Here is a 20282-nt window from a genome sequence, read left to right as displayed (position 1 = left end):
TCGATCGAAGGGACACCCCTCGTGAGCGTCATCGTCATTGAGTTCGTCACCCTGGACGGGATCGTGTCAGACCCGGACGGCTCCGGTGGAACGCCGGCCGGCGGCTGGGCGTTCCGGCATGGTCCCGAGACGGTCGCCGGGGACAAGTTCCGACTCGGAAGCACACTCGACGACGGGGTCCTGCTACTGGGGCGTACGACGTGGCAGTTGTTCTCGCGCATCTGGCCCGGGCGAGACGACCCGTTCGCCGCGCGGATGAACGCCGCGCCGAAGCTGGTCGTCTCCCGCACGGTGACCGACACCTCGGCGTGGGCGAACTCGCAGGTCATCGACGGCAGCGTCATCGACGCCGTCAAGCGCGAAGAGCGCGATGTGATCATCACCGGCAGCCTGAGCGTCGTACACGCACTGATGGCCGAGGAACTGATTGATGAATACCGGCTGTTGACCTTCCCCACGATCCTCGGCACGGGCCGACGGCTCTTCCCCGACGACGGCCCGCGCACTGACCTGGAGTGCCTGTCGTCCGAGCGGGCCGGCGCCGCCGTCCTCGTGCGGTACCGGAGGGCGGCACGATGACGGTTCGCCTCCTCGCCCTCTACGAGACTCCGACCGACCCCGACAGGTTCGATCGGCAACCGCAGCGAAGCGCGCTCAAAGCCAAGTTCGAGAGCCAACCCACCTGATGACGTCAGGTCACAATCGCCCGCGCCGCCTCCAAATACGGCAAGGACATGTCCCATACTGCCGACCCGGGAGAGCGACCGAGGGGGGACCGTGGGAGTTGGACGGGTCAGACGGCTGACGGCATGCGGCGTGCTCTTCCTTGCTCTCGCCGGTTGTACCAACGGGGAACACGGACGGGACGCACGCCCTACCGCCGTCCCGGTCCATTCATCGGCTCCTGCGGCGCCGACAGCGGTCGCGGGTCCAGCCCTCCGGTGGAGGCGGCAGCAAGGCTCGGGCCGACAGACGGCGCCCTCACCGACTGGCTCAGCATGACAACCCTCCCCGGCAAAAGTCCCAGACCGCCTCAGGAGGCGGTGGTGGTCGTCCGCCGGAGCAGCAAGGGCGCCAGGGACTTCGGGTGGATCTCGGGCGACAGCTACTGTCTCGGCTACAGCCACCAGGTTGCACACTCGATCGCCTGCGGCCCCTACGACGACACCACCACCCCTCCGCACCCGGGGTGGACTACGCCCCCGCGCGAACGGTCGGCCGGGGGGAGTTCCCCGACCGCCTGCCGTCGCAAGACCCGCTCCACCAGTACCACTACACGCTCGCTGTGATCCTCGACGACGCCGGCCCCTTCCGCCTCACCGTAGACGAGCACCGAGGCGTCCTCTACCAGGCCAGAGCCGTAATGAAACCGGACCGCACAGTCACATTCGTGGAGTGGGGCTACTTCGGCCCAGAGATACCGCTGCACGCCAAAATCTGCAGCACCTCGACCCACCACTGCATCCCCGACTTCGACTGACGGCCCAGGAACCACACGGCGGCACCCGGCCCATCACATCGGCGGCCACGCAGCCATTCACTCCACCCACGAGGCCATCCTTCTTAAGGTGCCCGGCAGCTATACAGCCTGCCCGATCCGCGGACACGAGGGCCGGTAGGGCGCCCGACTCTGCTCCAGGCGCGCGAGGCTTGATGTCGACATGCCGGCCTGCTCAACTTATGTGGTGTCTCATGGATGGAGCAGACGCGCGCTCGTGGCTCTCTTCTCGGTCGCAACAGGAGTGCCGGTGGTGATCGTCGTCGGAGCTGTCACGGGGTGGAGCCATTCGGCGATGGGCATCCCGACGTGGGCGTCGTGGACGATCGCGGCTCTGGCGATCCTCATCGGTTTGCCGCTCGCCTGGTTCTCCACCCCGCTGGGTACCAGAAACGCAACGAGCATCCTGCTCAGAGCCTATCGCCGCGAGGGATTGGAAGTTGCCGAGCAGCTGTACCTCTCCCGGTTGGCGCCTTACAGGGCTGGCCTTCAGCTGTTCAACCTCGCACTCGCCCTCGATCGCGAGGGCGACCAGGTCGGCGCCGAAGCCGTCTACCGGCGCGCGGCGGACTGCGGCTTTCCGCCAGCCATGGTAAGTCTGGCGCACCGGCTTAGCCGACGTGGTGAAGATGAGCAGGCTCGGGAGTTGTTCCGCCGCGCAGCGGAGGCCGGCGGGCGGTCAGAGCGTTGATCGACTGCGCAGCCGCAGGTAGCAGCGGTGTGTGATCAGTCGTGGCTGAACCGGCGCCTCCCAGCCAGCTCTCTGGGTCCTCGACCATGCCCATACGAAGGGGAACGACTCCAAGAACTTGTCGCGGTGCCGAGCGGGCACCGCACAACGCGACGGCCCCTGGCCGTATCAGGCGAATTCCAGGGGCGGCTCACCTGCGCGGTGGGTGTGGGATTTGAACTCACGGTGGCTCGCGCCACGACGGTTTTCAAGATCGTTCTTGGGTGGGCCGGCCCTCGACTTCCCCGCTTCCACGACACCGTGCCCGATGTCCGTCTCCTGTTTGGAGACGCCAGCCGGAGGAGCAAGGCATCCTCGCCAAGGACCGGCACCGGTTGGACGGTACCGGACTCGGCCCTGACGGACTGGACCGCCCCAACTCGCCGCTGCCGTACAGCAGCGAAGTACAGCAACCACCGCATCCGAAGGTGGCCGGCAACGGCCGTCGATGACCCCGCGACCAGCATCCTGGACCGCAATGACCATCCCGCCGAGAGTGCGGGACGGAGAGGTCGCCTGCCACAGCCGTGCCAGATAAAGCGGTCAACCACGGTCAACAGCAGCCGACCTCAGCCGAGATGCGCCGGTGACCTGCGAGCTCTCCGGAGCCGCGGCCCGTCCCAGGGCAGCCAGCAGCAACCACCAACGGCGACGGGGGTGCAGCATTCCGCCGCACCCCCGTGGTGTGTCCGGCCGGCTAGACCCAGGTATCCAGCCGCATCCGCGACCGCCATGAGTCGATCGGGTTCGCTGCGCCCGTGTACAGGGGCCAGAAGTCGGCGGTACGCCGCCGACTCGACAGGAGTCGTCGTGGTTCAGCGGCGAGCGAGCGCCGCCAGTTCCTTGGTGATCGTCTCGCTGTCCTGGTAGGACAGTCCGATGCGGGCAACGTGCTTCCAGCGGACCACGCCATTGGCGTCCACGATGAACACCGAGCGCTTCAGGCCGAGACCGGGCATCTGGATCCCGTATGCCTTCACCACCGAGCGGTCGGTGTCGGCGAGAAGCGGGAAGCGCAGGTCGCGCTTGCGCGCGAAGCTCTCGTGGCTGTCGAGGTCACTGAAGTTGATTCCCCACACGGTCGCCCCGAGGTCGCGGAAGCGGTCAAGGTCGGAGGCGTACGAGCAGAGTTGCTTGGTGCAGACCGAGGAGTCGTCGCCGGGGTAGAAAGCAAGCACGACGGGGGTTCCCCGCTGTGCCGACAGGGAGTAGTGGCTGCGCTCGGCGGTGCCGCCGTCGCCGAGCAGGACACCCGGAAGCGTGAAGTCAGGGGCGGGGGCGCCGATCTCGGGCACTGGCATAGCGGGGTCCTTCCGTATGGGATGCGGCCAGCGGGCCGCATCTCGGGCCGATGACGCCCACTGTATAGAACGTTCTTTCTCTCGGGAACCTTCTGCGTCGCCCACCCACTGTCGTCAAGAACACATCGTCGGCGGAATACGGCCCGGCACCGCCCGTGCTCGGTGCGTCCGTCCGAGGGCGCGTATCGGGTCGTGATCAATGAGCACCCCAGCTGCCGGGGCGGGCGCCCCGTCGGGCGTGCGGGGCCGGCGATCTGCGGCTGTGCCGGGTGGCGCGAGTGACGGGAAGCGATGCCGCAGGCAGGCAGCCGCGCCCGAGGACCCCGGTTGCGCGCCCGTCGGAATGGTGTTTCAGAGCACGGCGAGGCGGTCCACCAGCAGTTCCACCCTCTGCTCGGTGTCCTCCGGCAGCAGCCGTCCCGCCCGGGTCAGGGTCGCGATCCCGTGCAGGGACGCCCAGAACACCTCGGTGAACAGCCCCGAGTGGACGCCGTCCCCGGCGACCTCGCCGAGGCACTCCAGCAGGGCGGCGAAGGCATCCTTGAGCGGTTCCGGGGTGTCCTCCTGTGCGTACGCCAGGCCGCCGTCGAGCTGGAACAGGGCGTCGTAGACCGCCGGGTTGCGTTCGGCGAAGTCGAGGTAGCCGCGGGCGAGGGCGGTGACCCGGGCGCGCGGACCTTCCGCGGCGGCGGTCGCGGCCCGCAGCGCCGCGGCCATCTCGGCAGCGCCCTCGAGGGCGACGGCGCCGATGATCTCGCGCTTGCCGCGGAAGTGGCTGTAGAGGACGGGTTGGCTGTACTCGATGCGCTCGGCGAGCCGGCGTGTGGTGACCGCGTCCCAGCCCTGCTGCTCGGCGAGTTCGCGGGCCGTCGCCACGATGAGGCGCTCGCGGCCCGCCCGCTCGCGCTCCTTGCGTTCCTGTACCGACATGATTCGATCCTAGCACCGCTAGACAAGAGAGCGGCAGTAGCACTAGCGTTGCCTCGACAGCTAGCAAAGCTAGATATCTGGAGGGGCCGTCATGCTCAACGCACTTGAGGTCGTCACCACCGTGGTCGTCGGCGTGATGGTGGGGGTGGAGTTCTCCGTCGCCTTCGTCATCAACCGGATCCTCGACGCCCTCCCCGACGACGCCGGCCAGCTCGGCCGAAGCCACGGCGGCCGGATGCTCGGCGCCGTGATGCCGTTCTGGTACATCGGCTCGGTCGTCCTCTGCGCGGTCTGGGCCATCGCCAGCTGGCACCACGAAGGCACCGGCCTGGTCGTCACCGGCGCCGCGCTGCTGATCGTCAGCGTGATCATGTCGATCCTGCTGCTCGTCCCGATCAACAACCAGGGCAAGACGTGGACCCCCGAGAACCGGCCGGAGGACTGGAAGGAGCAGATGAACCGCTGGGACCGCTTCCACTACGTCCGTGTCGCCGTCCTCATCGCCGCCTTCGCCCTGCTGGTCGCCGCCCTCACCTGAGCCCGCGGGCCGACACCGCGCTGGTGGCGCACAATCCGGTTCGAATCCTGCCGGGGGCACAGCCAGAAGGGCCAGCTCAGGAGGGTTTTCCTCCCGGGCCGGCCCTTAGCCATTTCATGCGCCGTGCCACACGCGTGCCACTACGTGCCCTCGGGGCTCTCCTCGGAGGAGTCCGAAGGCGCTCCGCCACCACTCCGGATCATGGCGCCGAGACCATCAGCGATGGCCCGGTCACGGTCGCTGGTCATGTGCTGGTAGATCAGCGCGGCGCGTGAACTGCTGTAACCCATGCGGGTCATGACCTCTCGGGGGCTGGCCCCGGCGGTGGAGGCCGGCGTATCGCCCGTGTGCCGCAGGTCATGAAAGTGCAGCTCGGCCGTGACGCCAGCAGCCTTCCGGGCCGTGACCCAGTCGTCCTGAACCGCGGTGTCGTGGTCGACGTGCCGGGCATGCACGACTGCGGATGAAAATGGGCGAAGCTGGTCTTCGCGGGGATCGAGGTGACAGTCACGTCCGTGACCTGAGCACCGAAGTCGCGGTGATCCGGACCCTGACGGGACACGAAGAACAGCGCTGATATCGCCTCGGACAAAAGGGCTTTGCGCGGGCCGCCGTCCGGATGGTGGGGTGGCACGGTGACAATCCACGATAAGGCGGGGGCCGTCCGACCGTTGACCCTGGCTTGGGTCGGCCGGCATCTGGACATTGGCGAACAGGTCGTCAAAACCGAGGCGCTGCACGGCGGCATCACCGCCGAGATGCGGCGGCTGACCATCGGCACGCGAGACGGAGGCACCCGCGACCTGGTGCTGCGGACCTTCGTCAACGTGGAGCACGCCGAGGACTGGCTGAACAGGGAGTGTCGCGCCCTGACCCTGCTCACGGGGACCGGCGTGCCGGCTCCTGGACTGGTCGCGGTCGATCCGACCGCCGCGCATTGCGAGTATCCCTCGCTCCTTATGACACATCTGGCGGGCCGGACGGTCCTCGACGACGAGGGATTGGAGACGCGCGTCCCTCTGCTGGCCCGTCAACTCGTCGCGATCCACGCATTGCGACCCGCCGAGCGGCCCCCGGAGTATGTGGCGTGGACGACCGCCGACACCGTCGTGACTCCGGAGGGTGCCGACGCGGCGGCATGGGCCGCGGCGATCGACGTGATCCGCAAGCCGGCGCCGCCCTATCAAGGGCGATTCCTGCATCGGGATTTCCACCCCGGCAACGTGCTGTTCGACGTGACGCCCCCAAGCCCGGCAGGTCCCTGGATCACCGGCGTCGTCGACTGGGCAGCGACCTCCTGGGGCCCGGCGGACCTTGATGTCGCGCACTGCTCCACCAATCTCGCGCTGCTGCACGGCCAGGCGTGGGGTCTGCGGTTCGCAGAGGCGTACGAGGAGGCCGGCGGGGTGCTGGCAGCGGCCGCGAGCGAGCGGCTGTACTGGCAGGTGCTGGACGGGCTGGCGTTCTCAGGAGATGTGCAGTTGGTCGCGCAGCCATGGCGGGAGGCAGGAAGGACAGAGCTGACGACGCGAGCCGTGGAGGAGCGGCTGGATACCTACGTCACCGCTCTGATGGACACGCTGGGCTGAGCCAAGGCGTCCGGGGCGCGAACACTGCGGCGAACCGCCATTGCCCGTGCCCCACCTCGATTGGAACAGCGGCATCACCGGCCGTGCCCCGTGATTCTGTGACAGACCCCAGTAACAAGCCTTGGGTGTGGCGAAGTCGCATTGCCAGGCCGCTGATTCGACGGCACCTGATGACGGCAACACCGGAGTACGTTGCCGTACCAGGGGGACCAACCGCGCAGCATCCGGAGCAGACGGGGAAGCCTCACCCCTGACCAGCAGATCGCGCGGATGATCTCACCGAGCCGTCCCGTGTCAGAGGCCTCCGCCGTTTCCGGGCTTCACCTGCGCCATCGCCCCAAGAACCCGTCCACAGCTCGTCCACGGACCCCTACCTACGGCCGCTTCGGACGGCATGCGGCTGCACAAACACTTCTACCGCAACCAACGCGGCAGCCGGTGAGTCTCACCTCGTAACGGGTGTGGAGGCGCAGATGGATGAGCGCAAGTCCGTGCTGAGCGGCGGCTGGGATGAGTACGTCTCTCCCATTGGGTGGGGGGCGCCGGCGGCCGTCGTGGCCATCGTGGTGTGGATGGCATTCGGGCCGCTTGGGCCGTTGTGGCTCTATGTTCTCGGCTGGGCGGTGGCGCTGGCTGCAGCGAACGGTGTCACCTGGCTGCTGGTACGCCGCCGGGACTGGGCTCTACCTTCGCCGGGCCAACTCGTGGCGGGGCTGCTGCGGCTCGGTCCGGAATCGTGGCTGGCGGCCCCCCGCTGGGCCAGATGCCGATTGGCCGCCGGGGGTTTCCTCATATTCGCCGCCCTTGCCGGAGGCATGGGATGGAAAGCTGGTCAGGAGTACCAGATGCTGGCGAACCTCCGGGACCAGGGCCACAGGACTGATGCAACGGTAGTCGAGATCACCAGCCGGTCGGAGGAAGGATGGGCGACCGCCGTGACCGTGCGCTTTGGCACACCGTCCGGCCCGGTGCGCGCGGATGTCGATGTCACGGTCAGCTCAGCAAGCGATGCGCAGCCAGGAACGCGCATACCCATCGTCTACAACCCGGCGCGGCCCACCCAGGTCCGCCCCATTGCGTACCTCGACGGACGCGACGCCGACGGAATCCGACAGGGTTCGATAGTGACCGGGCTGCTCGCGGCAGGCTTCCTGGCGGCCACTGCCGGAGAGGCGGTGCGCACCAAGCGGCAAACGGAATCAGGCAAGACGCCAGACACCCACCACCCCAGGACCTAGTGCCGCATCAGGCATCCTTCGCCCCGTTGGAGTACCCAAGCGAATACACCCGCGCCGGCAGGTACACCGACAAAGAAGCCTGCGGGGAGACCGATGTCGTGGTCAGCCAACGGCGGAAAGGCCCAGTCCACGACTGCGCCGAAAAGCATCGTCACCGTCATCGTCGCAACGCGGCCACAGCGGCGAGCCGACGACGCTGCCCCGTGCGGGCCCTGCTGCGAATCGCCGGTCCACCGCAGCGGGCGCGGCGCGAAGGCGCACAACGGCATACAGCGCCGCGCCGTCGGCGCACACCGAGGACAAAGTCGGGGACGGCGCCGACTACACCGGAACCGAACTGGTCGTCAACGGCGTCTCCAGCCGTGACCGAACGCTGATCATCCCCAAGAGCAGCGTCCTGGTGGAGAACACCTGCGTCACCACCAAGGGCAGCGCCCGCGGCGAGGCCACTCGCGTCACCGACCTGCCCGCCGGCCCCGCCAACAAGATCGTCTGACCGACCTGCTCCATAGCTGAACCGACGCCCCGGATCCCCGACGGCCCCGGAGCGTCCCCTACGCGGACCGGGCGTCCAACGCCGCGGACACACGCGCGGACAAGGACGCCGCCGCCCTCGCGCGCAGCCGATACAAGTGAGGTTCGCATTGAGACGTCGCAGCGCCACCCGTCGTACCGCCACCGCCATAGCGGCCCTCGCCACCGCGGGTATCACCCTGCTCACCGGCTGTTCGTCCAGCGGTTCGGCGAACGCAGACCGATCCCCCTCGCCGTCCGTCCCCACGATCTCCCCGACCAGCGCGGCAACCCCCCGCACAGCTGTTGCCCCCTCGCAGACCACCAAGGGCGGCCCCTCCTCGCCTGCCTCATCGTCCGCCTCCCCGACGTCCACCGCCGGCTGCCGGTCAATCACCGTGTCGCCCACGACCAAAGCCGAAGTGACAGCCGCGTACGGCCGCCAGAGCCGGCCTCAGCTCGTGCACATCAGGCCCCGTACCGGCACCTTCTACTACGGCAGCTGCGACGGCACCACCTACGCGGCCGCAATGTTCGTACCGACCGCCGGTGCCACCTACGCCGAGCAGGTGGCCAGCCAGGACGACGGCGCCGCGATGAAGTACTTCTCCCGCTCCGGCAATGGCAGCTGGACGCTCATCGCCGGTGATGGCCTTCCCCGCGATCCGCGCGGCTGTGCCGCCATCCCGCAGATCCCGGCACCTCTGGCCGCCCTCTGGGCCCACTGCCTGGCAGTTCCGTGACCAGGTGAACCTCGTCAGGTATCGGCAAGGAACACCGGCCAAGCACTGCAGTCCCGGTGCCGTCCAGTGGTCGAGCCGCGGCCCTTGGTCCCCTCGCCGCACGAGATCGGCTCCCATGCCTCCATGGGAGCCTGAGCGAAGAGGTGGTCGATGCGCGGGCCGAAGACCTCCTGGGACTTGGACACCGCGGGCACGTAGCCGAGACCGGACTGCTCCAGCAGGCGGCGGAAGCGTCCCTCCTGCCCGAAGGCGGCGTCCGCGGCCACCCAGGCGACGGTGAGATCGGAGGCCAGGGCGCGCAGTACGAGGCACTTGGCCGGCTCTCCCCTGCGGGCGAAGTCGTGCTCGTCGGGAATCTTCGCTGCTCGCCGGCGCCCGCGGTCGTCCGTCCAGGACCTGGGCAGATACAGCCCCCAGTCCACCGTCGCGCGGCCGGTACTGGAAGCGCAGACGGCGAAGACCCCGCTCTGGAAGTCCTCAAAACGGCCAGCAGTGCCGGAGTACTGGCGCTGCACCCCGGCCGAGGTGGTGCCCTTCTTGATGGAGCCGGTGTCGTCGATGACGAGCACTCCGCCGTCATCGCCGAGGTGCTTGGCGACGTATGACTGCAGGTCGTCGCGGACGTCGTCGGCAATCCACGACGCTCCGTTCAGCTATCGCCGGAGGCCGTCGGGGGGTACGGTGCACGCCGAACTCGGCCGGCTGCCAGACGTTCATGCGGTCGGCGGGGGCGAGCAGGCCCCTGCACACAGTCCCGCATCCGGCGCCGCAGGTCGGCACGGCCGAACCGGTGGGTGATGCAGAGGAAAAGGTCGTCGAGTTCTCGTTCCCAGGCCGCGTCCGCATTTCGTCGATCACGCTCGGAGGCTGTCCGCATCAGAGGCCGGCCATTTTCCCGATCCACTCATTGGAGGGGCGACCCGGCAAGCGGGCCCCTGACTCACCACCAGCCAACTACACTCCGGACGATGCCTCTGACCAGGCAAGATAGCGAAACGCTGGGGTACTGGCTAGTCCGTGGTGCGGCGGCGGCGCAGTACGGTACGGACCACGAACGCGAGAATCAGCACGCCCAGGGCGATGAGCAGATAGATCGAATAGCGGTTGACCTCGGTGTAGATCGTGGTGATGTGGTCGCCGGCGGCGTAACCGACGCCCGCCCACAACCCGACCCACAGCGCCGCCCCGAGCGCGTTGAAGGCGAGGAAGCGCGGCCACGGCATCTCAGTGGTGCCGGCGATGATGCCGTTGGCTTGGCGCAGTCCCTCGACGAAGCGCGCGATGACGACGACCTTCCCGCCGTGGCGGGCGAAGAAATTCTCGGTCTTCTCATACCGTTCGGGCGTGAGAAAGACGTACTTGCCGTAGCGCTTTACCAGCGCGTGCCCCCCGGTGCGGCCGATGAGGTAGCCGACGTTGTCTCCGAGGATGGCGGCGACGATGCCGATGGCGATGACGGCGGCGATGTTGAGCTGCCCGGCACCCGCATACAGCGCCGCGGCGATGAGGATCGTCTCGCCCGGGGCGGGGACGCCGAAGTCCTCGACGAAGATCAGGCCGCCTACGGCCCAGTAGCCCCAGTGATTCAGGATCGGTGCGATGTCACCGAGCACCCCGGGCAGAGGTGGCGCGCTCATGCCGATCTCGTCCCTTCCCTCGTATGGCGGGAATGCGGTTGTCGTGCGATTCGAGCCGGCCCCGGGGGGCCCATGGTGTTCAGGTTATTGCGGGCAAGGCAGATAGCGGCTCGTGGGCCGGTGAGGCGGCACACGGCGGCCACTGCGGAGCCGACGCATCCCCGCCGCGGGTCGTACACGGCTGCCGAGTCAGACGCTGACCGGCGTCAGGCTGGGCTTGCCCATCCGCTGACCGGCCTCCTGCGAGGCGAAGACTTTCACAACCTGCACTGGCAAAAGAGGCTGGAGCTGAGCCTGGACTGCTTCATCTGCCAACGCACCCGGCGCACGACCTCCTCCCAGCACGGGCAGGAGCACGCTCTGTGCTCGGCCCATGAGGAACACCCCGAGCACCCCACCGCGGCCCGGGTCGCCGCCTTCGACGTCACCGACGGGCGGGAGCGGGCGGTGCTGCGGGCCGTCGTCGACTACTGGTGGGCGCCGTTCCACGACACGAAGCGCGACCATGCGGCCACCGCACTGTCGCTCACGCCAAGGGTCCGCCTGCATCTCGGGTACTACTGCCCTCAGGCCCGGCAGTCTGGAACGTTCAGCGTCCAGACCAACATCATCCGACCAGTACGCGACACGTGCGGCCACTGCGACGACCCGCTCGCCACCAGCAAAGACGCTCCCGCCATCCGGCTCCTCGCCTGAGCCCCGCCCGGGTGCCGTCATCAAGCGAACCCGAGCACGCCCGAGATCTCAGACGCACGCTCAGCCGGCACCTGAAATAACCATCACCGCACGGCTCCCCTCCGCTGCACCGGGCGGAGTAGCCACAATGACTCCCCCCGCAGGATGACCGCATGTGTGCCATGGGCGATGCTGTGGGCCGTGACAGCTGATCTTCGCCAAGCCGGTGACGGAGACGGGGGCGCCCAGCCGGCATCCGCTCCGCCGTTGCGCCGGGCCGAGCGCGCGCACCCGCCACGCCGCTCCCGGCTGCGGCGGTGGCTGCGGCGCGCCGCACTGGGCTGTGCCGTCATGCTGGTGGTCGTGACAGGGGCCTCGTTCATCTTCAACGCTGTCACGGCCCGACGCGCCGCGCCGCCGCGGGGGCTCAGGTACGTGCAGGCCGCCGGCATCCGCACGCGCTACCAGACCTGGGGTACGGAGGGCCCACCGGTCGTCCTGGTGCACGGCGCCTTCGAATCCGTGGACACCTGGTCGCGCCTTGCTCCGCTCCTCGCCCACGACCACCGGGTGTACGCGCTCGACCTGACGGGCGACGGATACAGCGAGCGCCATGGCCCGTACACCGTCGACCATTTCACTCGTCAGCTCCTGGGCTTCCTGGACGCCATGCACCTCGGCGGTCCAGGCGAGCGCCCGCTGCTGGTGGGGCACTCCAGCGGAGCCGCCGTGGTCACCGAGGCGGCGTTGCGGGCCCCTGGCCGGCTGGGGGGTGTGATGCTCCTCGACGGCGACGCCCTCGACACCGGTGCCGGACCGCCGCCGGGCTTCAAGTACGTACTGATCGACCCGTACCGCACCAGCCTGCTGCGGCTCGGGCTCGGCGTCGACGCAGTGATCCGCAGCATGTACGACGCACAGTGCGGGCCTGCCTGTCCGCGCCTGGACGCCGCCGGTCTGGATCAGTGGCGACGCCCGCTCCGGGTGCCGGGGGCGGAGAACGCACTCTGGAGCATGCTGGCCGCGGGTGTGCCGGGTCTGCCCGCGGACCAGGTGGCTGGGCTGGCCGGGGTGCGCCTGCCCAAGTCGGTGGTGTTCGGAGCCCAGGACGACGTGTTCACCCGGCAGACGCCGCAGGAGACCGCCCGCCGTATCGGCGCACCGCCTCCGACACTCATCCCGGGCGCCCGGCACCTGACGATGATCTCCAACCCCGAGGCGGTCGCGACAGCCGTGGACAGACTCACGGCGGCATCGATCGCGGCATCTCGATGACCCGGCCGCTGCCCCCGGTTCCCTTGCCAGCCAACCCTGTTGGCGGGCAAGGGAACCGGGGCGCCGTCCTCACTTGCTCGTGCCCTCACAGGACCGGGTCTTCATGTGCTGAGGAGCGGTTCAAGAACGACCGGTAGCAACGCAGCGCCTTGGGCGGGGTCTGCGCGTCGGCCATTGTCTGCATGACCTCGAGGTTCCGCGGCGACACCGACGGAAGCTATGCCACGGTGTGGGGCTCACACAGTCATCGCTGCAGGTGGGAGCCTGCGTACCGAACCCTCGGCGGCGGCTTGGGATGCTGCACGTCGATCACCTCGCTGCTGTACGCAGCCAACCGTGCGCTGTGTCCGTGCCGGCGGTACTGGGCGCCGGGAGACCGCCGAGGATGCCGAACTGCTGGTGCTGCGGCACGAGAGCGCGGTACTGCGGGGGCAACCGACCAGTCCGATCCGCTACGAGTCCGCCAGCCGGTTCTGGCCGGCCGCCCTGTCGTCGCTGATACCCCGCCGCCACTGGGGCAGCGTCTTCCCGGTCACACCAGGGATGCTACTGGCCTGACCCCGAACGCTGGTCGCCGGAAAGTGGGACTACTCTCGCCGACGCCGACGCCGTAAGTGCCAGCAACCTCATCCGCGCTGGTCAGCCATGTGCGGTGCGGTCGTTCCTCCGGGCCGGTCGGCGGTGACATCGGGGGCTGACTCGATGATTGCCGGCCCGGCTTCGGTCGGCACCAGGATGATCTGGTGCTGCTGCGACTGCCCTGCCTGGTCTTGACGAGCGTGTTCACCTTGCTACGGCTCCAACCGATGAGCGACAGCGACAAGGACGCTGAGATCTTGGCTCGGTGCGGCCGCGCACCCGACGGCGACATGGGTCACCCAACTCGCCCCAGACATGGTCGGGGAGTCCGCTGAGGTCCTCTTCGAACGCAGCGGACAGGTGGGTTACTGCTCCGGGTCTTCACGAAAGTCGGCGTGGTCGGCACAACGGTGCACGGGTACGGGGCACTCGGCCTCAACGGGTTCCAGACTGGCCTCGTCGGGATGGAACTCCCCCGTGGTGAAGGGAGCTTCGACCCATCAACGCCGTGCAGTCCGGGATGGTCATGGGCACCCCGACCGTTTGGGCAACGAGGAGAAGAAGCAGCGGTGGCTTCCGTCGCCCGCCCGCCTCGACAAACTCGGGGCCTTCTCGCTCGTGCTTCTGGTCGACGGCGAGCGCGACGACGAGGCAATACGCGGGGCACCGCCGACGTGCCGCCACCGCCCGGTCTTCGCCTCTCCGCGGCGAAGACGCAGGGGGATTCGCATTCGGAAGGGAGCGACCCGGACGGGCGGCATGATTCCGCTGCAACGGGAAGAAACGGTACATATCCATCAGGACGGCCGTGACCCCGTTGCAATGGAATCGTTATTGACCTTTCGGGCGGAAATCACCGAAATGGCAAGTCCCACTGGAGGCCCCAGGAGTGGAAACCGCCCCTGGGAGCCGTTGGCATCAGCGGTCGACCCCACCAGAGGATCGGATCATTCAGGACATTTCGACCTCCCATGCGCCCCCGTCGGCGAAATCCCGCTCTTGACACGCGTTAACGCGCGACCTCAGACTCTCCGCACGCATTAGTCATTGAGCAATGACAAATGGATTGCACGGTGGCACCCACTGATCGCCCAGACCGGGAGGCAAGATCGTGAGACTCATGACCCGAAGGCGTGTACGAGTCACAACGGGAGTGGCGACGGCGCTGCTCCTGAGCACAGTGGCGGCATGCGCCGGGTCGGGCGGCAGTACGCCGAGCAGTAGCGGCAAGGTTGAGGGCAACCTGCGGGTACTGAGCAACTGGACCGGTAGTGAAGGTGATGCCTTCAAGCAGGTCATCAAGGGTTTTGAGGCCAAGTACCCGTCGGTCAAGGTGCAGGTCGAGACGGTTCCGTTCGAGCAGGGTCAGGCTCTGCTGACGCAGCAGTTCGCTCAGGGCTCGCCGCCGGACGTGTCGGTGGCCTTGCCCGGACTGGTGAGGACGTTCTCCCAGCAGGGGTTGCTGGTGAATCTCGACTCGTCCTGGGACAAGTGGGTCGCCGACGGCGAGTACACCCCGTCCGTGCGGGACATGGCCCAGGGTTCCGACGGGCACACCGACGCCGTGCTGTTCAAGGGCAACGTCAACGCCCTGATCTGGTACGACCCCAAGCAGATGGCCAAGCTCGGCGTGTCGGTACCGCACACGTGGGCGCAGTTCACCTCAGTGCTGAACACGGCCAAGGCCAAGGGTGTCACCCCGTTCGCGGTGGGCGGCAAGGACCAGTGGCCGCTCACGCAGTGGACCGACTCGATCCTGCTGCGGGTGGCAGGGGCGGACGCGTTCAACGACCTGGCGCGCGGCAAGATCGGCTGGGACGACCCGCGGATCGTGAAGTCCTTCCAGGTCTTCGCGGACACAATCCGCTCGTATTTCCCGTCGACATCGTTGTCCAGCAGTTTCACGGACGCCACCTGCGGGCGGGTCGCGGGCAAGTACCTCTTCGAGAACCAGGGCGCCTTCATCAACCTGGTCGACCCCCAGGAATGCGGCACGAAGCTGGTGCCGGGCAAGGATCTGTCCTTCTTCGAGATGCCCGCCTACGGCAGCACGCCCGCGCCCCAATTTGTGAGCGGTGACCTGTTCATGGGCGCGAAGGCGTCCAAGAACCCGGCCGCCACGCACGCGTTGCTGGACTACCTCGCATCGCCTCAGGCCCAGGAGATCTGGGCGAAGATCGGCGGATACGTCGCGCCGAACGCCAAGGTCCCGGCCAGCGCGTACCCCAACGTCAATGACCGCAACGCGGCCGCCCTGTGGCCCAAGAACCCGACCCAGCAAGCCGGTTACGACCTCGACGACTGGATCGGCGGGGAGATCCAGGTCAAGTACGAGCAGGCGCTCACGCAGTTCGTCCGCGACACGAACGTCAACGCCTTCATCTCGAAGATGAAGCAGATCGACACCCGTTCCCACCAGTGAGACGGCGATGATCACTTCCCTCAAGAAGCCACCGCCCGCGAGCGGTCCCGGATCCACCGGTGACCGCCGCGGCGGCGGCCGCACACCCACCGCCCCGGGCGGCGCCCGCACAGCGGGAAAGAAGGGCAGCCGCACGGGCTACGCCTTCGTGACCCCGCTGATGGTCGTCTTCGCCCTGTTCTATCTCTGGCCAGTCCTGCAAAGCGTGTTGAGCAGCTTCTTCACCTGGGGCCTGCTGCGGCCGTGGAACCTGTTCGACCGCTCCACCTGGCAGTTCGCGGGCATGGCCAACTACCGGCACACGCTGAGCGATCCGGACTTCTGGCACGCCGGCGCCAACTCGCTGCTGTGGCTGATCCTCTTCCCGCTGATGGTGGTGGGGATCTCCCTGGTGGCGGCAGTGGCCATCTGGCACGCCCGGCGCTGGTCGGTCGTGTTCCGCACCGTGTTCGTGCTGCCCATGACGATCTCCCTGGCGGCAGCGGGCGTCATCTGGTCCTTCGTCTACAACCCGGACGCGCACATCGGGGTACTCAACGCCGTCCTCAAGGCCCTGCACCTGCAGGGGACCTTGAATATCGGCCCGCTGCACCTGAAGACAACGGGCCAATGGCTCGCCGACCCCGGCACGCTGAATCTGGGTTTCTACGACATCCGCCTGGTCAACGTCTTCGTGATCATCGCGGCGGCCTGGGCATTCGCCGGCTACGGGGTCATCACCTTCAGTGCGGGGCTGGCCTCGTTGCCCCAGGAACTCGTCGACTCCGCGCGCGTCGACGGCTGCGGGCCGCTGCAGGTGGCGCGCCATGTCATCGTGCCGCACCTGCGGCAGCCCATGCGGATCGTCTTCGTCGTCAGCGTGATCTTCGCGCTCCGAACGTTCGACATCGTCTATGTCATGACCTCGGGCGGCCCCGGCACGGACTCCACCGTCCTCGGGCTGCTGCCCTGGCAGGAGGCGTTCGCCTTCCTCACCTCGCCGCAGGCCGGACAGGGCGCCGCCGTCGCGGTGCTGATGTCGGCCGTGCTGATCGTCCTCGGCTTCCCCTACCTGAAGTCGATGCTCCCCCGGAAGGAGTCACGGTGAGGAGGAACCGCTTCACGGTCACCGCGCTCTACGGCTCGCTGACGGCCGCCAGTCTGGTCTGGATGGTGCCCGTCGTCACCGCGCTCGCGATCTCGGTACTGCCGATCGGCCAGACCCGCAGCGGGTGGTGGCACGGCGGTCTGTCGCAGTTGACGCTTGCCAACTACCGGGATGCGTGGAATCAGGGACTGTCGCAGTACGTCGTACCCAGCTTCATCATCACCCTCGGGTCGGTGGTGGTATCCCTCCTGATCGGGGCGCTCGCCTCGTACGCCTTCGCCCGGCTGGAGTTCCGCTTCAAGCGGCTGACCTACTTCCTGTTGCTGACGACGATGATCGTGCCGGTCCAGATCATCCTGATCCCGCTGCTGCCGTGGCTGCGCCTGCTGGGTCTTGCGCAGGGTGACCTGCAGTACCTCGGCATCATCCTGGTCCACACCGCCTTCGGCGCGGGCTGGGCGGTCTTCATGATGTCCGCCTTCTTCGCGGACGTGCCGGAGGAACTGCTCGAGGCGGCCCGACTGGACGGAGCCTCACATCTGAACCAACTCAGGTATGTCGTACTGCCGTTGGCCCTGCCGGGACTGGTGTCGTTCGCGATCATCGATTTCGTCTTCGTGTGGAACGACCTCCTGCTCGGCCTCACGCTGCTCGACCGTGATCATCAGCCCCTCACGGTCGGCCTGGCGAATCTGCAGTCGCCGCATCTGGCGCAGGAGAACCTGGTCTCGGCCGGTTCGATCATGGTGGTCCTTCCACCGCTGCTGCTATTCATCGCCCTCAACAGGTTCTACGTACGCGGGCTGTTCGCCGGAGGAGTCAAAGGATGAGTGTGCTGGATGTCGTCGCCCTGCAGCTGTCGGCAGAACTGGGCGATGTGACGGGCAACGTGGAGCGCCTCTTGGACGCTGTGCGCACACACGGTCCGGGCAGCGACCTGGTGGTGACGCCCGAACTGATCACCACCGGTTACGACCTGGACATGCTCGACGAGCGCGGCGCGGAACTGGCCGAGCCGCTCGACGGCCCCACGGTGTCCGCTGTGGCGAAGGCAGCCGCAGAGGTCGGTACGACCATCGTCCTGGGCCTCTTGGAACGCGACGGCGACGTCCTGTACGACACAGCCGCGGTCATCCTGCCCGACGGGGCGGTGCACCCGTTTCGCAAGACCCACCTCTACCCCGCGGAGCTCACCCGGTTCACCGCCGGCCAGGGCCTCCTCACCGTGGACACGCCCGCCGGCCGACTCGGACCGCTCATCTGCTTCGAGCACGCCTTCCCCGAACTGGCCACGACCCTGGCCCTGGCCGGGACGCAGACGCTCGTCATCCCCTCGGCCGTACCCATCGGCTATGAATACCTGCTGACCCTGCGGACCAGGGCCCGCGCCCAGGACAACCAGATGTTCGCCGTCGCCTGCAACCTCGCCGGCGGCGGCTTCACCGGCCACTCCCTGATCGTCGACCCCGCGGGAAACGTGCTGGCCTCGGCGGGAGCGGAGGAGACCGCGCTGCGTGCCCGGCTCGACCTCGACCTGATCGCCAAGGAACGCCACCAGGAGCCGGCACTGGGCATGCGGCAGGTCGACCTGTACCGTCCGGAGGCTGTGGACCGGCTCGGTGTCGTGACGGCGGGTGACCAGTGAGCGGGCAGACCCCAAACGCGGCGGAGGGGGCACTGAGCGCCGGCCTGCCCAAACCGCTCGACGTCGGCAACGGGCTCGTCGCCGGCTCCTTCGGCGGCGACGGATCATGGCTGTCCCTCGGCGCCCCGCATCCGGTTCACGGCTTCGTCGAGATGCTGGCCTCGCCGCCCTTCGACGAGGAGCAGCGCGGCGACCCGGCGGCCGTGCGCCGCTACAGGGAACAGCTCACCCAGGAGCGGTTCGCGTTCTTGCGCCTGGACCTGCCCGACGAGCAGGTGCCCGAGCGCCGCGCCGTTCTGGACAGCGAAGGCCGGCCCGTGTGGCACCGCAGTGGACGCGGGTGGACCTGTTCGGTGACGGCATGGGCCCTACCCGGCCAATCGGCACTCGCTCAGCGGTACGTGATCGAGGCCACCCCCGATGTGCGTGCGGTGCTGCGATTCGGCGGCCGACTGGATCGCAGCGCGTTGGCAGAGATCACGGAGGTCAATCCGCCCCTCCCTCTCGACGTGCACAGCGACGTGGAGGTGTCGTCCGGCGAACTCACCGTCACTGCACCGGTGCTGACCACCTCGGCCCGCGTGGCGGTGCACGCGACGGCCGGTCGCTGGGTGCCCGACGCCGGCGGCGCCGCGCAGTGGGAGATCACCGCCGGCGACGGCGAACCTGTGGAGATCACGGCCACGGTGTCGTTGGCACCTCCCCCCTGGCCGGGCGATGGACTGCGCCCTACCGCCCCCGCGCCGCGGATCACGCAGGCCGATCCACCCGGGACCCTCGAGCACATCGCGGCAGGAGCCGTACGTTACGTGCTGGGCTGCACCGCGCTCGACGTCGGCCACGGAGATCGCACCATTCTCACCGATCACCGACTGCTCCCCTTGAGCTGGACGCGTGACGCCTACTACCAGGCGCTGCTCCTGTTGTGTGCGGCACCCGACGACCACGACGTCACCGATGTGGTGGCCGGCCATCTGCGGTGGCTGTGGGGCAGAGGACGCACGCCAGGCGCGCCCTGGATGCGCAGCCACCTGCCCGACGGCCGGCCCAAGGACCTGGCCGTGCAGGCCGATCAACAGCTGTATCCCCTCCTCGAACTCGCCGACTACCGGCGCGTGGCGGGCCGGTGGCCCATCGGACCGGACGGCGGCGATGCCGCGTACGAGTGGGGCCGACTGATCACCGAGGTCTGGCAGGGACTGCCCCGAGACGGTCACGACGGGCTGCTGGCGGGAGCGGAGAACCCCGCCGACGACCCCAGCGAACTGCCCTTCGCGCTGTCCACGCAGATCCTGTACTGGCACACGGCCTCGCAGTTGGCGCCCTGGTCCTCCGAGTTGGGTCTCGACTCGCTGCAACTGGAGCAGACCGCGCAGAATCTCTCAGGCGCCATCGCGCGGGCCTTCACCTGCGAGGGGCCGTTCGGCTCACAGTGGGCCTACGAGACCGACGGCAACGGCCAGCACCGGCTTTACCACGACGCCAACGACTTGCCCACCGCTTTGGCCCCGACTTGGGGCTTTTGTTCCCCCGAGGACGAGCACTGGATCGCCACCATGCGGTTCGCGTTCTCCCCGCACAACGCCGGCCATGTCGCCGGACGCTTCGGGGGGCTGGGATCGGCGCACACCCCAGGGACGTGGACGCTGGGCGACGCACAGGAACTCGCCGTCGCACGGACGATGAGGGACAACGCCCGCGCGAAGGCGGTACTGGAGCGCATCGGCCATGTCGCGGGCGTCGACGGACTGCTTCCGGAGACCTACCGCGCCGACAGCGGGCGGTGGCTGGCACGCCACTGGTTCGCCTGGCCCGCGGCTGTGTTCGGAATCCTCCACTTTGGTATAACCAAGGGCGGGCACAACGTGTGGCGCGTATGAAA

General features: G+C 68.2%; 20 protein-coding genes. 15 read left to right on the top strand and 5 right to left on the bottom strand.

Annotated elements, in window-relative coordinates; all coding sequences use genetic code 11:
• Nucleotides 1-21: 21 nt before the first annotated feature.
• The 3 genes from ABZ904_RS25035 (at nucleotide 22) to ABZ904_RS25025 (ending at nucleotide 2189) form a co-directional block, all read left to right on the top strand.
• Nucleotides 22-579, top strand: coding sequence for a dihydrofolate reductase family protein (locus ABZ904_RS25035; protein WP_359399578.1), 558 nt, complete (start codon nucleotides 22-24; stop codon nucleotides 577-579).
• Between the two features lie 610 nt (nucleotides 580-1189).
• Nucleotides 1190-1480, top strand: coding sequence for a hypothetical protein (locus tag ABZ904_RS25030; protein ID WP_360998779.1), 291 nt, complete (start codon nucleotides 1190-1192; stop codon nucleotides 1478-1480).
• A gap of 268 nt (nucleotides 1481-1748) precedes the next feature.
• Complete coding sequence (locus ABZ904_RS25025) at nucleotides 1749-2189, top strand: hypothetical protein (protein WP_359399575.1); 441 nt, start codon at nucleotides 1749-1751, stop codon at nucleotides 2187-2189.
• Nucleotides 2190-3043: 854 nt separating this feature from the next.
• Here ABZ904_RS25025 and ABZ904_RS25020 read toward each other — a convergent pair.
• The gene (locus ABZ904_RS25020; protein ID WP_361825563.1) at nucleotides 3044-3529 is read right to left on the bottom strand and encodes a peroxiredoxin; all 486 of its coding nucleotides are present in this window, start codon (nucleotides 3527-3529) and stop codon (nucleotides 3044-3046) included.
• A gap of 351 nt (nucleotides 3530-3880) precedes the next feature.
• Nucleotides 3881-4459, bottom strand: coding sequence for a TetR/AcrR family transcriptional regulator (locus ABZ904_RS25015; protein WP_359399574.1), 579 nt, complete (start codon nucleotides 4457-4459; stop codon nucleotides 3881-3883).
• Between the two features lie 91 nt (nucleotides 4460-4550).
• Between ABZ904_RS25015 and ABZ904_RS25010 the strand changes: the two genes are divergently transcribed.
• The gene (locus tag ABZ904_RS25010) at nucleotides 4551-4997 is read left to right on the top strand and encodes a DUF1772 domain-containing protein (protein WP_359399573.1); all 447 of its coding nucleotides are present in this window, start codon (nucleotides 4551-4553) and stop codon (nucleotides 4995-4997) included.
• Nucleotides 4998-5137: 140 nt separating this feature from the next.
• On the opposite strand, the gene ABZ904_RS25005 is transcribed toward ABZ904_RS25010, so the two are convergent.
• Nucleotides 5138-5452 (bottom strand): tyrosine-type recombinase/integrase, encoded by a 315-nt coding sequence (locus ABZ904_RS25005; protein WP_359399571.1) that lies wholly within the window; start codon nucleotides 5450-5452, stop codon nucleotides 5138-5140.
• A gap of 180 nt (nucleotides 5453-5632) precedes the next feature.
• Between ABZ904_RS25005 and ABZ904_RS25000 the strand changes: the two genes are divergently transcribed.
• The 3 genes from ABZ904_RS25000 (at nucleotide 5633) to ABZ904_RS24990 (ending at nucleotide 9080) form a co-directional block, all read left to right on the top strand.
• Nucleotides 5633-6586, top strand: a complete 954-nt coding sequence (locus tag ABZ904_RS25000; RefSeq protein WP_360998832.1) for an aminoglycoside phosphotransferase family protein — start codon at nucleotides 5633-5635, stop codon at nucleotides 6584-6586.
• A 473-nt stretch (nucleotides 6587-7059) separates the two neighbouring features.
• Entirely contained in the window at nucleotides 7060-7824 is a 765-nt protein-coding gene (locus ABZ904_RS24995) for a DUF3592 domain-containing protein (protein ID WP_361825560.1), read from the top strand.
• A 644-nt stretch (nucleotides 7825-8468) separates the two neighbouring features.
• Nucleotides 8469-9080, top strand: a complete 612-nt coding sequence (locus ABZ904_RS24990) for a hypothetical protein (protein WP_359399565.1) — start codon at nucleotides 8469-8471, stop codon at nucleotides 9078-9080.
• A 14-nt stretch (nucleotides 9081-9094) separates the two neighbouring features.
• Here the strand turns inward: ABZ904_RS24990 and ABZ904_RS24985 are convergent, their stop codons facing one another.
• Nucleotides 9095-9691 (bottom strand): transposase, encoded by a 597-nt coding sequence (locus ABZ904_RS24985; protein ID WP_359399624.1) that lies wholly within the window; start codon nucleotides 9689-9691, stop codon nucleotides 9095-9097.
• Nucleotides 9692-10090: 399 nt separating this feature from the next.
• Nucleotides 10091-10717: a DedA family protein gene (locus ABZ904_RS24980; protein ID WP_361825557.1), complete on the bottom strand. Its 627-nt coding sequence runs from the start codon at nucleotides 10715-10717 to the stop codon at nucleotides 10091-10093.
• 120 nt (nucleotides 10718-10837) lie between these two features.
• Between ABZ904_RS24980 and ABZ904_RS24975 the strand changes: the two genes are divergently transcribed.
• The 8 genes from ABZ904_RS24975 (at nucleotide 10838) to ABZ904_RS24940 (ending at nucleotide 20280) form a co-directional block, all read left to right on the top strand.
• Nucleotides 10838-11413 (top strand): hypothetical protein, encoded by a 576-nt coding sequence (locus ABZ904_RS24975; protein WP_359399561.1) that lies wholly within the window; start codon nucleotides 10838-10840, stop codon nucleotides 11411-11413.
• Nucleotides 11414-11593: 180 nt separating this feature from the next.
• Nucleotides 11594-12667: an alpha/beta hydrolase gene (locus tag ABZ904_RS24970; protein WP_361825555.1), complete on the top strand. Its 1074-nt coding sequence runs from the start codon at nucleotides 11594-11596 to the stop codon at nucleotides 12665-12667.
• 336 nt (nucleotides 12668-13003) lie between these two features.
• A complete protein-coding gene (locus ABZ904_RS24965) occupies nucleotides 13004-13225 on the top strand; it encodes a hypothetical protein (RefSeq protein WP_359399557.1) in 222 nt (73 codons plus the stop codon).
• A 1141-nt stretch (nucleotides 13226-14366) separates the two neighbouring features.
• Nucleotides 14367-15668, top strand: a complete 1302-nt coding sequence (locus ABZ904_RS24960) for an extracellular solute-binding protein (RefSeq protein WP_359399555.1) — start codon at nucleotides 14367-14369, stop codon at nucleotides 15666-15668.
• Between the two features lie 7 nt (nucleotides 15669-15675).
• Nucleotides 15676-16755, top strand: coding sequence for a sugar ABC transporter permease (locus ABZ904_RS24955; protein ID WP_359399553.1), 1080 nt, complete (start codon nucleotides 15676-15678; stop codon nucleotides 16753-16755).
• Nucleotides 16752-17585 carry a carbohydrate ABC transporter permease gene (locus ABZ904_RS24950; protein WP_359399551.1) on the top strand — a complete coding sequence of 278 codons (834 nt, stop codon included), beginning with the start codon at nucleotides 16752-16754 and terminating at the stop codon, nucleotides 17583-17585. Before ABZ904_RS24955 ends, ABZ904_RS24950 begins: the two co-directional genes overlap by 4 nt.
• Nucleotides 17582-18400 carry a carbon-nitrogen hydrolase family protein gene (locus ABZ904_RS24945; RefSeq protein ID WP_361825552.1) on the top strand — a complete coding sequence of 273 codons (819 nt, stop codon included), beginning with the start codon at nucleotides 17582-17584 and terminating at the stop codon, nucleotides 18398-18400. Before ABZ904_RS24950 ends, ABZ904_RS24945 begins: the two co-directional genes overlap by 4 nt.
• Nucleotides 18397-20280: a glycoside hydrolase family 125 protein gene (locus ABZ904_RS24940; RefSeq protein WP_361825550.1), complete on the top strand. Its 1884-nt coding sequence runs from the start codon at nucleotides 18397-18399 to the stop codon at nucleotides 20278-20280. The genes ABZ904_RS24945 and ABZ904_RS24940 overlap by 4 nt, the downstream gene beginning before the upstream one ends.
• Nucleotides 20281-20282: the final 2 nt, after the last annotated feature.

The sequence above is a fragment of the Streptomyces sp. NPDC046900 genome (genome assembly GCF_040644975.1).
Lineage (GTDB): Bacteria > Actinomycetota > Actinomycetes > Streptomycetales > Streptomycetaceae > Streptomyces.
Note: the sequence above shows the minus strand (reverse complement) of the source record. Positions and strands in the feature narration are given on the sequence as shown.

What these genes read in the sequence shown, in the direction of transcription:
- ABZ904_RS25020 (WP_361825563.1), bottom strand. Translation starts at nt 3,529, where the DNA reads ATGCCAGTGCCCGAGATCGGCGCCCCCGCCCCTGACTTCACGCTTCCG.
- ABZ904_RS25015 (WP_359399574.1), bottom strand. Translation starts at nt 4,459, where the DNA reads ATGTCGGTACAGGAACGCAAGGAGCGCGAGCGGGCGGGCCGCGAGCGC.
- ABZ904_RS25010 (WP_359399573.1), top strand. Translation starts at nt 4,551, where the DNA reads ATGCTCAACGCACTTGAGGTCGTCACCACCGTGGTCGTCGGCGTGATG.
- ABZ904_RS24995 (WP_361825560.1), top strand. Translation starts at nt 7,060, where the DNA reads ATGGATGAGCGCAAGTCCGTGCTGAGCGGCGGCTGGGATGAGTACGTC.
- ABZ904_RS24980 (WP_361825557.1), bottom strand. Translation starts at nt 10,717, where the DNA reads ATGAGCGCGCCACCTCTGCCCGGGGTGCTCGGTGACATCGCACCGATC.
- ABZ904_RS24960 (WP_359399555.1), top strand. Translation starts at nt 14,367, where the DNA reads ATGACCCGAAGGCGTGTACGAGTCACAACGGGAGTGGCGACGGCGCTG.
- ABZ904_RS24955 (WP_359399553.1), top strand. Translation starts at nt 15,676, where the DNA reads ATGATCACTTCCCTCAAGAAGCCACCGCCCGCGAGCGGTCCCGGATCC.
- ABZ904_RS24945 (WP_361825552.1), top strand. Translation starts at nt 17,582, where the DNA reads ATGAGTGTGCTGGATGTCGTCGCCCTGCAGCTGTCGGCAGAACTGGGC.